This is a genomic window from Vibrio sp. 10N.239.311.G01, assembly GCF_041465805.1.
Classification (GTDB): domain Bacteria; phylum Pseudomonadota; class Gammaproteobacteria; order Enterobacterales; family Vibrionaceae; genus Vibrio; species Vibrio crassostreae_C.
Genome location: NZ_JBFSRM010000016.1, coordinates 56,466 through 70,121, shown reverse-complemented (window position 1 = coordinate 70,121; position 13,656 = coordinate 56,466). Strand labels below are relative to the sequence as shown.

At 42.3% G+C, this 13,656-nt stretch carries 11 protein-coding genes and 2 pseudogenes; 7 read left to right on the top strand and 6 right to left on the bottom strand.

Annotated elements, in window-relative coordinates:
- Window positions 1-6 precede the first annotated feature (6 nt).
- Window positions 7-2,394, top strand: a complete 2,388-nt coding sequence (gene pheT, locus AB6D06_RS14130) for a phenylalanine--tRNA ligase subunit beta (RefSeq protein WP_372074243.1) — start codon at window positions 7-9, stop codon at window positions 2,392-2,394.
- 61 nt (window positions 2,395-2,455) lie between these two features.
- Here pheT and AB6D06_RS14125 read toward each other — a convergent pair whose 3' ends face one another.
- Window positions 2,456-4,633, bottom strand: coding sequence for an AAA family ATPase (locus AB6D06_RS14125; RefSeq protein WP_372110591.1), 2,178 nt, complete (start codon window positions 4,631-4,633; stop codon window positions 2,456-2,458).
- Between the two features lie 206 nt (window positions 4,634-4,839).
- On the opposite strand from AB6D06_RS14125, the pseudogene AB6D06_RS14120 reads away from it, so the two are divergent.
- Window positions 4,840-5,712: pseudogene (locus AB6D06_RS14120) on the top strand (alpha/beta fold hydrolase).
- A 120-nt stretch (window positions 5,713-5,832) separates the two neighbouring features.
- On the opposite strand, the gene AB6D06_RS14115 reads toward AB6D06_RS14120, so the two are convergent.
- Window positions 5,833-5,955 (bottom strand): hypothetical protein, encoded by a 123-nt coding sequence (locus tag AB6D06_RS14115; RefSeq protein ID WP_258183960.1) that lies wholly within the window; start codon window positions 5,953-5,955, stop codon window positions 5,833-5,835.
- A gap of 60 nt (window positions 5,956-6,015) precedes the next feature.
- Window positions 6,016-6,273, bottom strand: a complete 258-nt coding sequence (locus AB6D06_RS14110) for a hypothetical protein (protein WP_017085640.1) — start codon at window positions 6,271-6,273, stop codon at window positions 6,016-6,018.
- Window positions 6,274-6,343: 70 nt separating this feature from the next.
- Between AB6D06_RS14110 and AB6D06_RS14105 the strand changes: the two are divergent.
- Together AB6D06_RS14105 and AB6D06_RS14100 are read left to right on the top strand one after the other, a co-directional pair.
- Window positions 6,344-6,481, top strand: a pseudogene (locus AB6D06_RS14105) (alpha/beta hydrolase); the annotation flags it as partial.
- 299 nt (window positions 6,482-6,780) lie between these two features.
- Complete coding sequence (locus AB6D06_RS14100; RefSeq protein ID WP_372100833.1) at window positions 6,781-7,707, top strand: hypothetical protein; 927 nt, start codon at window positions 6,781-6,783, stop codon at window positions 7,705-7,707.
- Between the two features lie 115 nt (window positions 7,708-7,822).
- Here the strand turns inward: AB6D06_RS14100 and AB6D06_RS14095 are convergent, their stop codons facing one another.
- The 3 genes from AB6D06_RS14095 to AB6D06_RS14085 all read right to left on the bottom strand — a co-directional run bounded on the left by AB6D06_RS14095 (window position 7,823) and on the right by AB6D06_RS14085 (window position 11,599).
- Entirely contained in the window at window positions 7,823-8,455 is a 633-nt protein-coding gene (locus AB6D06_RS14095; RefSeq protein ID WP_372100831.1) for a glutathione S-transferase family protein, read from the bottom strand.
- Between the two features lie 14 nt (window positions 8,456-8,469).
- Complete coding sequence (locus tag AB6D06_RS14090) at window positions 8,470-9,672, bottom strand: YbfB/YjiJ family MFS transporter (RefSeq protein ID WP_371724441.1); 1,203 nt, start codon at window positions 9,670-9,672, stop codon at window positions 8,470-8,472.
- Window positions 9,673-10,090: 418 nt separating this feature from the next.
- A complete protein-coding gene (locus AB6D06_RS14085) occupies window positions 10,091-11,599 on the bottom strand; it encodes a DUF3360 domain-containing protein (RefSeq protein WP_017059070.1) in 1,509 nt (502 codons plus the stop codon).
- Window positions 11,600-11,916: 317 nt separating this feature from the next.
- Between AB6D06_RS14085 and AB6D06_RS14080 the strand changes: the two genes are divergently transcribed.
- The 3 genes from AB6D06_RS14080 (at window position 11,917) to AB6D06_RS14070 (ending at window position 13,595) form a co-directional block, all read left to right on the top strand.
- Window positions 11,917-12,255 (top strand): hypothetical protein, encoded by a 339-nt coding sequence (locus tag AB6D06_RS14080; protein ID WP_017059071.1) that lies wholly within the window; start codon window positions 11,917-11,919, stop codon window positions 12,253-12,255.
- An 83-nt stretch (window positions 12,256-12,338) separates the two neighbouring features.
- The gene (locus AB6D06_RS14075) at window positions 12,339-13,211 is read left to right on the top strand and encodes a patatin-like phospholipase family protein (protein WP_372100859.1); all 873 of its coding nucleotides are present in this window, start codon (window positions 12,339-12,341) and stop codon (window positions 13,209-13,211) included.
- A 15-nt stretch (window positions 13,212-13,226) separates the two neighbouring features.
- Window positions 13,227-13,595: a hypothetical protein gene (locus tag AB6D06_RS14070; protein WP_372100830.1), complete on the top strand. Its 369-nt coding sequence runs from the start codon at window positions 13,227-13,229 to the stop codon at window positions 13,593-13,595.
- The last annotated feature ends 61 nt before the right edge of the window (window positions 13,596-13,656 follow it).

The window sequence follows — 13,656 nt, the reverse complement described above, 5'->3', positions numbered from 1 at the left end:
GAAACTATGAAATTCAGTGAATCTTGGCTACGCGAGTGGGTTAAACCTGCAATTAACAGCGAAGAGCTAGCTCACCAAATCACTATGGCTGGTTTGGAAGTTGACGATGTAGAACCTGTTGCTGGTGAATTCACCGGCGTTAAAGTAGGTAAAGTGGTTGAGTGCGGTCAGCACCCAGACGCAGACAAACTACAAGTAACTAAAATTGATATCGGCGAAGAAGAGCTGTTAGACATCGTATGTGGTGCATCTAACTGTCGTCTTGGCCTAACTGTAGCAGTAGCAACAGTTGGCGCAGTACTGCCTGGTAACTTCAAAATCAAGAAAGCAAAACTACGTGGCGTTCCATCGCACGGCATGCTTTGTTCTTTCTCTGAGCTAGGTATCGACGTAGAGTCTGACGGCATCCTTGAGCTACCAGAAGGCACAACGCTAGGCATGGACGTACGTGAGCTTCTTGAGCTTAACGACGTAACTATCGACGTAGACCTAACAGCAAACCGCGCAGACTGCTTCAGCATCCGTGGCCTTGCTCGTGAAGTTGGCGTACTAAACCGCGCAGACGTTACAGAGCCAACAGTTGACGCTGTTGCAACAAGCATTGAAGACACAGTATCTGTTGAAATCAAAGCAACTGATGCTTGTCCACGTTACCTTGGCCGTGTGGTTAAGAACGTAAACGTGAAAGCGGAATCTCCAATCTGGATGCAAGAAAAACTGCGTCGTTGTGGTATCCGTTCAATCGACCCAGTTGTAGACATCACAAACTACGTGATGCTAGAGCAAGGCCAACCAATGCACGCATTTGATCTCGCTAAGATCGAAGGCGGTATCGTGGTTCGTCTAGCAGAGCAGGGCGAAAAGCTAACACTTCTAGATGGCAACGAAGCTGAACTAAACAGCAACACGCTTGTTATCGCTGACCAAAACAAAGCACTAGCAATCGCTGGTATCTTTGGCGGTCAAGATTCAGGTGTTACTACTGAAACGACAGACGTACTTCTTGAAGCAGCATTCTTCGCACCGGATCACATCCGTGGTCGCGCACGTGCTTACGGCCTTCACACTGATTCTTCTCTACGTTTCGAACGTGGTGTTGATTCAACGCTACAAGCAGCAGCTATGGAGCGTGCAACACAGCTTCTAGTTGAAATCTGTGGTGGTGAAGTTGCGCCAGTAAACGGCAGCGAATCTGAAGCTGATCTTCCTAAAGCAAACGTAGTTGCTCTACGTCGCGCTAAGCTAGATAGCCTACTAGGTCACGAAATCCCATCTACAGACGTAGTGGAAATTCTTACTCGCCTAGGTTGTAACGTTGAAACGACAGACGCTGGCTGGACGGCAACGTCTCCATCTTGGCGTTTTGATATCGCAATCGAGCAAGACCTAATTGAAGAAGTAGGTCGTATCTACGGTTACGATAACATTCCAAACCAAGCGCCTAAAGCGGCACTTAAAATGAATGACCACAAAGAAGCTGACCAACCGCTTAAGCGCGTTCGTGACCTTCTTGTAGACCGTGGCTACCACGAAGCAATCACATACAGCTTCGTAGAACCAGAACAGCAAAAACTTGTTGTACCTGGTGTTGAGCCGCTAATCCTGCCATTCCCAATCTCTGCGGACATGTCAGCAATGCGTCTTGGCCTAATCCAAGGTCTTCTAAACACAGTTGTTCACAACCAGAAGCGTCAACAGTCTCGCGTTCGTCTATTCGAATCAGGCCTACGTTTCATCCCTGAAGCAACTGCTGAAAACGGCATGCGCCAAGAAATGATGCTTGCGGGCGTTATCTCTGGTACTCGTGGCGAAGAGCACTGGGACATTGCAACTAACACTGTAGATTTCTTCGATCTTAAAGGTGACCTAGAAGCAGTTCTTGAGCTTTCTGCAAACGAAATCGCATACAGCTTCAAAGCAGCGAAGCACCCAGCACTTCACCCAGGTCAAACTGCGGCTATCGTAGTAGACGGCAAAGAAGTGGGTATCATTGGTACTGTTCACCCAGAACTAGAGCGTAAGTTTGGTCTAAACGGCCGTACTATCGTATTCGAAATCGAATGGGCAGCTATCAACACTCGCGTGCTTCCAGAAGCCGTAGCCGTATCTAAGTTCCCTGCAAACCGTCGTGATATCGCAGTAGTTGTTGACGAAGCAGTCGCTTCTGGCGACATCGTAGAAGCGTGTATCGCTGCTGGTGGCGAATTCCTAACAGGCGCTAAACTGTTCGACGTATACGTTGGTCAAGGCGTTGAAGAAGGTAAGAAGAGCCTAGCAATCGCACTTAGCCTACAGTCTGTAGAGCGCACACTTGAAGATGCAGACATCGCTGGTTCAGTAGATGCTATCGTAGCTTCAATCTCAGAGAAATTTGGCGCAGCACTTCGCGACTAATCTCTTCTGATAGATAGAAAACCAAAGGCCTCGCATTGCGAGGCCTTTTTGTTTGTTTAAGCTATGACAAAATATTATCTAGTCTTGCGAGAATCTGAACCTTTTCCTTATTTAGTGATTTATCTGTAATATCAATAGCAGGTTGGAAAATATTCATATCCATTTCAAAGTGGTTGAATTCGTTCAAGAGTGTTTTTCTTGACATGAAAAATACACGATGTGCTCTTTTCTCCGCAGTGTCTTTCTTAAATGGAAATGCAGCTAATATGATTTGAGACAAAAGGTCATGTTTTTTAGTATCAATAGAAAATTTATCTACAAGTTTCCTCTCTACATTTAGTCTCAAAAATAAATAGCTCATAGTATGCCTTAGAGACTTTGAAAGTAGGGGGTATTTATTATCTTTTATTGGTTTAAAAGTTTGACTATCCATTGAAATAATATCAGCGGCGGAGACTAGATAATCACCAGTAACTGGGTCTCTAATTTCTTGATCAAATAAGGCCATATAAATCTCACTGAGATTGACCTTTTCATTATTATACCCATGCATTAGCTTTGTTATACTATTTTTTTCTTCACGACGCCCAAGTATTTGACAATATCCACGCATGAAAGGGGCAATAGATATCAGAAATTGCTTATTATCTATTATTTCATCTTTTATATCTTTTCTGAGCAAGTTTAAAAATTCATGTATGTAGAGTAAGATCTTTAGTTCATTTCTATTAACCGGAATAAAACCGTTGTTTTCGTCTTGAACATTATTAAAATAATACAAGTTTATACACTGCTGCTGCTGGTGCTCTAAAAGCTTAATTAGATCGGTGTTATGAGTAAGAATTATTGTTTTCTTATTACGTAGGAATGATATTATTGCATAAGCAAGCTTGTTTTTGTAAATAGAATCGAAGCTTGATATTGGGTCATCTAACACTACAAATTTTTGCTTTGTATTTTTTGCTTTAAGTAGCTCAAATGAAAGTGATAAGAAATTTTGCTCACCATTGCTCAGTGATAGTTGTTTTCTATCTACTTTTAGAAACTCCGAACCACCTAAGAGAAGTTTTATATTATTGTCGTCATCTCTCTCTAATGTTATCTTTCGTTCGAGCGTTTCATTTAAAAACTTTTCGATGAATAAAATGTCTTCACTGTCGAATTCAGGTTTATTAATCTTAAGTTCCTGATACTCATCATTATCATTTTTTAGATTATATTTTTTACTTTCTTCAATTAGTTCTGTTTTTAGGTAGTTCCAATAAATTAGCTTATATTTTTCAAAATCTGCCACCAAGTCAGTAATAAATGTCTTATCGGACTTGTTTATAGCTGTGAAGATTCTCTCTCTAATATTGAATGGGTCACTCTGTGGTAAGCCCTTTATTATTTTTTCGGCAATTTTCTTTTCTTTATCTGAAAGAGACTTATGAGTTTTTTCTACTTGATCGCTCTTTTCACTCAATAATTTCTTTGAGTCTATTTTGTGGTCACATACGATACAATCATCAAGATAGTTATACTTTTTAAGGATGTTTACCGCCTGACTCTGCTCTTCAAGTTTAGCGATTTTTTTATCTTTATCAGTTAGATTGAAATTATAAGCGATTATTGTTCTTATAGTTGATTCTTTATCTGAAAAATCTTTTACAAAGTACTCGAATTTATTTTTATCTAATTCAATCTCTCCTAATAAGTCTTCTTCACTGTAAATTTTCTCTATGAAATCTTCTCGGTCGATTGTCTTTCCTTTTGAACGGCTATTAGCTATATCAGATATTACTTTTAAGTAATATTTATCTAGTATTATTTCATCAAAGCACGAACTTTTAGTGCCTATACCAAACTTACTTTTTAGTAGCTTTACAAGGTCTTTCTCAAAAAGAGATTTAAAGTTGTTATTTATCCGCTCTCTCAATTCATACTCTCTTTTTATATTGTCACCCAATATAAAATCTTGAGTTTCACCTTCAATGAAATTTCGATCATTTTGGTCAGATATTATGTGTGCGATTTGCTCATCTTTTTCTGTGAATGTTATGTCATCTATTTTAACTGTATACTCGGTCTTTTTTTCTCTAGAAAGTACTTTTGATAGGCTTGTTTTCCCGGTCCCGTTTGGTCCGTAAATTACACTTATGCTTTTTCTAGTTAGATCAATTTCATTGCTTGCTTTTAACGCTAAAAATTCATCTGTGAAAATGTTGTCTTTTTTTATTTTTTCTAAAACAAGTTTCATTTTAAAGTCCGACGTTATGATTTTTCTGTATCGTAGCACTGCCTTCTGATGCATACGTTGCTGAATGTCATGAAAAAATGAATGCATATAACAATTGGATTTCTATACTAAGAGCTTGACTTGTCTAAAGCTTCACACTTTATAGTGACTATATTGATTGAGAGGGGCGCTTTCTGTGTTCCCTCCAAAGTAAGTAGAGAGACACTATGAAACGTTTAATTCTAAACATCACACTCTTGGTATTTATCGCTCTTGGTAGCATGAATGCCATGGCTCATGATTCAACGGTTAAGTACGGTATCGCGGTATCTCACGATGGTGAGAAAATTGCGTATGGCAAAAGTGGGAGTGGGGATACAGCGCTGATCTTCATTCACGGCTGGAGCCTAGACAGTAGGCTGTGGCAAAACCAAGTGAGTGAGTTTTCAAAGCAGTACCAAGTGATCACCATGGACTTAGCAGGGCACGGTAACTCATCCTTCAACCGCGAAGAGTACACCATGGTAGCGTTCGCTGAAGACATCAAAGCTATCATCGAGAAAGAACAACTCGAATCCGTCATCTTAGTCGGCCATTCCATGGCGGGTGGTGTGATTGCAGAAGCCGCTAAACTGATGCCGAAAAGAGTGAAGGGCATTATTGGTGTCGATACATCGCAAAACGTCGCACTAGCGGTTTCAAAAAGCGACCTAGATGCAATGACTAAACCATTTGAAGCAGACTTCCAAGCGGGCATTACTATGTTCGTGAAAGACTCGCTACCAAAAGACGTAGACGCGGATTTACTTTACTGGGTAACACAAGACATGGCATCTGCACCACCAGTTATCGCGATAAACCAGTTTCGCCATTATCTAGGACAATACGTGACAGGCGAAGCTCACCGCGTGTAAGAGAACGTGAATGTGCCAGTAATATTGGTCAACGCTCGCCTATGGCCAACGGATTCAGAAGCGAACAAGAAACACATCAAGGATTACAGTATTTACTACATTGAAGACTCAGGCCACTTCCCAATGCTTGAGCAACCACAGCAGTTCAACACAACGTTCATGAAAGCGGTGAAATCAGTGAAGTAGGGCGCTGTAGTTGTTAAAAGATGGTTGTAATCATTCTATAGATAAAACTAAAGCCTCGAGATTGCGGGGCCTTAGTTTTTTAAGTCAAATCGATGGAATCTGTCACTCTGATAGAGTCCATTATTTTTTGTCTTGAGATTCTTTATATTTTTTTGCAATCCACTCATGCAAGTGAAGTCCCGTTTGACGCTTTAGGAATACACTGATACCAGCCAAAATTAACAGTCCAATTATTGTGCCCATAATCATCTCCACGCTTTGTCATTTTTTAAATTCAGTTTAATCAATATGTTAGTGTTTTGATTAATCCATTGATTTCATCATTTTATCTATATTAAGCCCACCAAGATCCTCGAGGTTATTCTTAATCTCTTCATCGATTGATAGCTGGCGTTCCACTTTCTTTATTTCCTTCTCAAGAAACTTTTCAACTTCTTGAGATACGTTGAACATTAAGCCCTGTTCACGCGCTGCTTTTCTCGCTCGTTTAAGACGAACATCTAAGTCTGATGAGATTTTGATGTTCAGTGATACTTTGGATTGTTTTTTCTGTAATGACATATCGATTCTCAACGTTATCTAAAAAATACTATAAACTTTTCTACCTTTTTAGCAAGAAATTCCGAGGTTGACGGATTTAGGGGCGAACAAGAAACACATCAAGGACTACAACCTTTACTACATCAAAGATTTAGGCCACTTCCCAAAGCTAGAGCAACCACAGCAGTTCAACACAACCTTGATGAAAGCGGTTAAGTCAGTGAAGTAGGGCGCTGTAGTTGTTAAAACATGGATGTAATCATTCTATAGATAAAACTGAGGCCTCGCATGTGCGAGGCCTTTGTGTTCGTTGGAGGTTTTGTTAGCTACATTCATTTCAATTTGCGAGTGATGATCGCATCGTTCACTCGTTTCTGGTCCTTAAACGACGGCCTCATAGTTATATAAATGCTCTATCAACCACCCCTAGATACGTAATTAGCACCACTGTTATTAGCAAGGGCTGACCGAATCTAGTGGTGCTTTCTGCTGATAATCACTTTAACTATGTGTTTAGGACGTCCTGCTATGGCTAAGAAAATAATATTCATTCATGGTCGCGCTCAAAAGCCCGATAAAGATTCCCTTCAATCACTTTGGTACGAGGCTACAGAATATGGCTTGCAGCGAGATTGTGGAGACTCAAGTTCATTACAAGCTTTTAAAGATGTCGATAAACGGTTTGTCTATTACGGTGAACTATCAAACACATTGTTAGAGAAACCAACGGAAGACCCTGCAAGTCGACAGCAAGCGCTGTCTGAACTCAAAAAGTACAAGACAAGCCAGTTCAATAAAACAACGTATAACAAGGTATCTAAAATTGGTTTTCTAAAAGAGGCGTTAGCAGATACTTTTTCATCGCTATTTGGAAAGCTAGGAGTGGCTGAGACACTCATAACGAAGGTCGCGCCGGATATGGCGCACTATTGGAATGAAGATACCTATTTTGGTAGCGATGTCAGGCACAGGCTAATGGTTGAACTGAAGGAAGCGCTTGATAATCAAGATGATGTGATGATTGTATCGCACAGTCTCGGGTCGATAATTAGCTATGACGTGTTATGGAAGTTGTCTCATTACGGAGAGTATAGACACGACTATGGTGCGGATAAGAAGGTCAACTTATTGCTCACGCTCGGGTCACCGTTAGGCGATGAAAACGTAAAAGATAGGCTAAAAGGGAGCCGTTTCAAAGATGAGAAGAAGTACCCTTTAAACATTCAGCAATGGATAAACATATCGGCAGAAGATGATTTTATCTCTCATGACAGCAAAATTAGAAATGACTTTAAAGATATGCTCAAACTGGATCTGATACCCGGCGGAATGAAAGATATCCACCCAATCTACAACCTCAATATTCGCAACAGAAAAAGCAATCCCCATGCTTCCATCGGTTACCTCATCAACCCTAAATTCATCAAAGTATTGGATGAATGGCTCTCTAGTTAATTTGGTTTTACTATCGTAAATTGCTAGCTGCTTGTTCGTTGGAACGCAGATAAAACAAGGCCTCGCGTGTGCGAGGTCTTGTTAGACTCGTTCAACACAACACTGATCAAAGTGATTAAGAATTTGTGTATTCGCAATAGTTAAGCTTTTTTGAAAGCGACTCTAGGCTAAGTTTTGCCAATGTATCTTTAAAAGGCGAATTATGTAAGGCAGTAGTGAGGATGTCGCGCTCTTCTGCTGAAAGCAAACTCGCGTGCCTGAATAGAACGTAATCTAATGCTATGTGCAGGTACAATGTTGAGAAGTCAGCTTCAAGCAAATCGTCATTGTTATTCAACTGCCCGATAAGTGCTTTAACGCTTCTTTTAATACCTTCCTTTCCCCTAATCGTTAGCTCGTTTTGCTCAGCTTCGAAGCGGCTCAGTGCAGCACACCGAAAGGCCACTTCCATCAACGTTTTACTCACTCCCAATAACGACATACGTTGAGTGTCGCTAGCCTTGGTCACTGTTAGTTTTTCTGTTGGGTATGCTTGCATGAGGAACTCACAGATCGTTAAACTCTCGGTCAGTGCAACCCCATCACTGGTTTCTAGAACCGGAATGGTACTAAATGGATTAACTGCGACCAATGTGCTGGGTGTTTGCCACGGGTCGACCCATTCAAGAACCATTGGAGCATCACACAAATAGGCCGTTGCCAGCACTGCTCTGGAGAATGGAGAGGTGTCGTTTAAATACAGTTTCATGAGCGATTCCTTTGCTAAGAACTTGTTTGAGCAGTGTTTAATGTCTGCTGTTTAGTTGATGTAAATGCGATGCAGAGTATCGACAAAATCAGTGCACTCGCGCTGATCATAAATAAGAGGTTATAACTGGTGAGTTGAGGGGCGTAGTGAGCCATAACGAAGCCGACTATTCCTTGCGATATAGCAAAAGCCATTGTCATTGCTCCCCAAGATTTCGTATGGAGCTGAGTCCCGACGATTTCTAAGGTGTAGGTTGATACCAGTGTTACGGTGCCAGGCGTAAACATACCGACCAACAAAGATGAAGCAAAAAGTGCTGTTTCACTGGTGCTTAATAGTGGAAGAGCAACCCCAGCAGCTTTACAAATAAACGCCGCTAATAGTGCTTTTTTAAGTCCAAATTTATCCCCTAATATACCAGTTACTATTGGCCCAATCGCTGCTCCTATTCCAAACACAGCCCAATAAAAACCACCGCTCGCAAAACTCATTTTTAGCTCTCGAACAATATAGTCGACCCAAAAAAGAGTATGAGGTAAATAACCAATGGCGCTAAAGGTGTAGGCTAAAAGTACGCAGCTAATACTAATGCGCTTATTCTTAGATAAGGCATCAAACGTCGATGGGCTTTTATCACAATGGTTTGGTTTAGCTTCAAGAGCCCATGTTTTCCACGTCAGGACAGTTGCGAGAAAAGCGATCGCTCCCATACCTAACCATGCACTTTCAACACTTTGGTAGATAAGCAAAGGTATGATTGTTCCTGAAATCATGGCGCCGAGTCCAATGCCTGAAAATACGACGCCACTGATTCTTGCTTTCATCTCTTGAGGGTGAAGGCTGGTGATCACGGGTGGTGCGAGTACCATGAGTACGGCACCTGATATACCCGCAATGGTTCTAAGCGTTAAAAACCATTCAAAGGGCGCAGATTTTAAGGCACAACCAAGATAGCTAAAGCTACTTAACAACAAAGAGGCACGTATGAGTGTGCCTGTTGAATAATATCTTTGTAAAAAGCTCGATGCAGGAGCTCCGAATATATAGCCAATCAGTGTTGCTGCGCCGAGTATGGAGGCATCTTCGCTTGAGAACCACCCACTTTGAATGAGCACAGGCATTAATGCTATGTAGGCAAAGCGACCAATCCCGTTCCCAACTAATGTTGCTGCGAGCCCAGCGAAGGTGTTGCGGTTTAAGAGTTTTACGTGCTGCATATCTCGTACTGTTGGTTTGCATATGTAACATTACGCTAACATTTAAACTTGAACTATCTAAGCTGAGTTTTTGCTCTAATGTTTAAGGTTTGATGACAACTTACATTTTTTGTAAGTGTCAGATTGGTCATTTACATCTCTAATCTCTAGCTAGTATAGGTAAAAGCTAATGGGAGAGGGGGAGTAACTGAATATCGATCGTTACAACTATAGCCATATGTTCAATAGCAAAGAATGATCTCTCCCTCGAACGTTAATCTAAAGAGAGCGTTTAAGTTCATTTGAGAGGCTTTGATGCTAGATCCGTTCAATATAACGTTGATGAAAGCGTTTAAGTTGTAATCGTTGATAGATAAAACAAGGCCTCGCGATTGCGAGGCCTTTTTGTGGTCCGACTGAAACTCAATATTAATCGAGCCTAGCGAAAGCTCGGGATAATCGCTGGAATCCCCGGTAGAAGGCCAACCAACGCCATTACGCCACTTAGCACAATAAACATAGTGCCAGGCAACACCCAGCGGCTCATTTTACTCAGTTCACTACTACGTTCTTTACAACCGACTAAGCCTAAGTTATCCAACAGCATGGTGAGAGCCCAACCAAATGCAGGGTTAACGAGCGCTGAAGAGAACACAACAATCGCGGCCGATTGGGTGGTTTTCCCTTCACGCGTCATTTCCATGCCAGCTTCTAGCAATGGAACAAATACCCCAACAATCAGCGCCACACACAGTACCGGTTGCCAGATAGCTAAATCCATCGGGTAACCCCAAACTGCGGCGATGATACAGAACAGAGCTGTGAGCAAAGCGCCCGCAGGAATAGGGCGTTTAGCAATCGCCGCCGGTACGATGTAAGTACCCCATGAGGACGTAAAGTTAGTACCGCCAAGTAGAGAACCGAACGTTTGACGAATTGAAGCCGTGGTCATGGTGTCGTCGATGTTCATGTGTACTTTTTCGGTACGCTCTGGGTAGCTGATCTTTTGGAATACTTGATGCCCTAAGAAATCCGGTGACCACATCGCTACGGCTAGAATCGCAAACGGCAATACCACCATGAAGTGTTCAATCGTCGGTAGGCCTAGCATCCAACCTGTATCTTCTCCCCACCAATACATAGGGTTCATGTTGGGCAAGCCTGGCTCAGTGTGGAAAGCAAATGGGGCGCCCATGGCAAATGCGATCGTACCACCCAACAAGCAGCTAAGAGGTACTGCTAACCAACGTTTGCGGAAGTGTTCCAATAGCGCGTACAAAATAATGGTGCAAAAGATCACGACAAAAGCAATGTGGCTCATGCCAATTCCCTCAGCCCAAGCGAACAGCTTTTTCACTTGAGAAGCGGTTCCAACAAAGCCGAGGTAGAGCAACAAGCCGCCACACACACCTTTACTGGTGAGGTTGGCCAACATGCTGCCACCTTTACTGATGGCTAAGATGAGGCCAAAAGCGCCAATCAATAACCCAAACGCCATAGGGTGTCCGCCTGCTGCAACCACAATTGGAATTAAAGGGATGAGTGGGCCGTGTGTACCTGCGAGGTTCGCGGTCGGCAACAGGAAGCCAGAGAAAATAATAATGAAAACAGAGGCGATGAGGAGTTCATAACGAACGTTTTCTAGAATGAAGTCTTCATTTAATCCGAGAGCCCCAGCAAAGGTGGCTGCAATAGCGCCTACCATCACCACTTTACCAATGGTCGCCGCCATCGCTGGGATGGTGTCTTCTATCTCAAATCGATAATCTTTAAACGGCAAATTTGGACGCCAGCGCTTAGGCGACATGATTTGCAATTCGTGTTCTAGATACTGTTCTCGGGATTCAAACTCTGAGCTTGGTTTATGTTGTTGTTCATAGGTGAGTTCATCCTCATTGGCTTGAGGCTTCTCTGTTTGTATATGTGCGGACTCTAAAGTAGTGCTCATTTTGATTCCTTTCGTTCACACTCTTAGGTGTGTTATTCCAACAAACGTTGTTGACTCACGGTATGAAGCGCAAACAATGCGTCAACTTATAATTAAAAACTCATTAACATTTAGTTGTTAGTACCTTATACCAAACCAAAAAAAACAAATAGACTCAGTCGGTTAGACATTAGTCGTAGAGTCGGACGACTAGTATTAGACCCTGTAGATAGTATGTGTCTGGTTATTTGTAGTCCCTTAATTTCTCCCACGTTCTGCACTTGATAGTGATAGAATCTCCGCATTAGAGTTATCGAGAAACTAGGTATTTATAAACAATGTTTATCCATCACGTAAATGGCATCGACTGGCTGGTAATTACAGCCTTTGAAGAACTGAAAACTATGTTTATCGAAGATGCAGGCCCAATCCCAGCTTGCTTTTCTACCGCCAGCGAGTTGAGCCTGATTGATCAAGCCAAACGCAGTTATGGATTTTTGCCTAAACTCCGCGGTGTGATCACCGATACCGGCACTTTTCAAAGTAGAGATATTGAAGAAGATTTGAACCCACAGCTTGCGTGTATCGTTGAAGGGCGTGGTCGGGTTTTTATCTATCACGGCGACTACGTGGCTTTTGTCGATGACGAGCAAACCTTCATTACCCGTATGGACTGAGAGTGATTCAGTGAGTTGAGATCGGCGAATTGGTAAATCGGCGAGTTAGCCCACCTAGAATTTAAAACTAAAGGATTAATATGATGGCAAAAACGATCTCATTGGTACTTGGCAGTGGTGGCGCAAGAGGCTTGGTTCACGTTGGAGTCATCCGCTGGTTAATTGAGCATGGCTATCAGATAAAATCCATTTCTGGCTGTTCAATTGGCGCACTTATCGGTGGTGTCTACGCTGCGGGCAAGTTGGATGAATTTGAAGAGTGGGTCACCAGTATCGACCAAGGTGATATGGCGATGTTGTTGGACTTTTCATGGCAGTCGAGTGGTATGTTCAAAGGGGACAAGATCATCGACACTCTGCGTGGACTGATCGGCGAGATTTCAATTGAAGATCTGCCCATCCCTTATACCGCAGTTGCCGCTAACGTCGCCGATGAAAAAGAGGTTTGGCTGCAATCAGGTTCTCTGTTTGATGCCATTCGCGCCTCTATCTCTTTGCCACTGTTCTTGACCCCTCACGTTATCAATGGAGAAGTGCTGATTGATGGCGGCGTTCTTAATCCCGTACCGATTGCGCCTACCTTTGGTGATAATACAGCCTTTACACTGGCTGTGAATTTAGGTGGTGAACCTGAAATGGTTAAACAGGAAGTGATACCGGTTTCCCTGCCAACAAAAGAGAGCAACCTGCATGAGAAGGTTGTGCATTTTATCGATAACCTCGGTAGCAGTGTAAAAAGCAAAATGAGCTTCAACTTTGCTTTTTACGATATTGCCAACCAAGCATTTGATGCGATGCAATCGACCATTGCTCGCCAAAAGTTGGCCGCTTACCCCGCCGATATCACGCTTGAGATCCCACGCAATGCTTGTGGCACCCTAGAGTTTGATCGCTCACAAGAGATGATCGACAGAGGCTACCACTTAGCACAGGCTAAACTGGGCAATCGACTTTAATGTATTTGCTGCTGAATGAGGGTAACTATGGAAACTGAACTCAAACTATCTGAACTCAAAGAATTGGTCACAACAAAAGATGTCATCGTGCTCACCAGCATAGAAGAGCCTGCTGTATCTTGGTTGATAGATTGCTATCAAGAGAATGCTGATATCCAAATTATCGAGAACGCACACCAACTAGATACTGAAGCGATTTTGTCGCAATGCAGAAGCAGCCTTAACGAAAGTAAAAAGGTCATCCTTACAGCGCAGTTTCGTAGCCAACTGCCTATCATCAATATCGCTTCACTGTGTAATGAGAAGCGCAAATCATTGATCAATATTGAGCTATCAGGCTGGGATGAAGACAAACGCGTTCCTCATTCTTACAGTAGTTTCTAGCTTATATTTGTTGCTAGCTTATATTTGTTGCTAGGTAACTGCAGTTTTTAGGTAACCGACA

What these genes read in the sequence shown, in the direction of transcription:
- pheT (WP_372074243.1), top strand. Translation starts at nt 7, where the DNA reads ATGAAATTCAGTGAATCTTGGCTACGCGAGTGGGTTAAACCTGCAATT.
- AB6D06_RS14125 (WP_372110591.1), bottom strand. Translation starts at nt 4,633, where the DNA reads ATGAAACTTGTTTTAGAAAAAATAAAAAAAGACAACATTTTCACAGAT.
- AB6D06_RS14115 (WP_258183960.1), bottom strand. Translation starts at nt 5,955, where the DNA reads ATGGGCACAATAATTGGACTGTTAATTTTGGCTGGTATCAGTGTATTC.
- AB6D06_RS14110 (WP_017085640.1), bottom strand. Translation starts at nt 6,273, where the DNA reads ATGTCATTACAGAAAAAACAATCCAAAGTATCACTGAACATCAAAATC.
- AB6D06_RS14100 (WP_372100833.1), top strand. Translation starts at nt 6,781, where the DNA reads ATGGCTAAGAAAATAATATTCATTCATGGTCGCGCTCAAAAGCCCGAT.
- AB6D06_RS14095 (WP_372100831.1), bottom strand. Translation starts at nt 8,455, where the DNA reads ATGAAACTGTATTTAAACGACACCTCTCCATTCTCCAGAGCAGTGCTG.
- AB6D06_RS14090 (WP_371724441.1), bottom strand. Translation starts at nt 9,672, where the DNA reads ATGCAGCACGTAAAACTCTTAAACCGCAACACCTTCGCTGGGCTCGCA.
- AB6D06_RS14085 (WP_017059070.1), bottom strand. Translation starts at nt 11,599, where the DNA reads ATGAGCACTACTTTAGAGTCCGCACATATACAAACAGAGAAGCCTCAA.
- AB6D06_RS14080 (WP_017059071.1), top strand. Translation starts at nt 11,917, where the DNA reads ATGTTTATCCATCACGTAAATGGCATCGACTGGCTGGTAATTACAGCC.
- AB6D06_RS14075 (WP_372100859.1), top strand. Translation starts at nt 12,339, where the DNA reads ATGGCAAAAACGATCTCATTGGTACTTGGCAGTGGTGGCGCAAGAGGC.
- AB6D06_RS14070 (WP_372100830.1), top strand. Translation starts at nt 13,227, where the DNA reads ATGAGGGTAACTATGGAAACTGAACTCAAACTATCTGAACTCAAAGAA.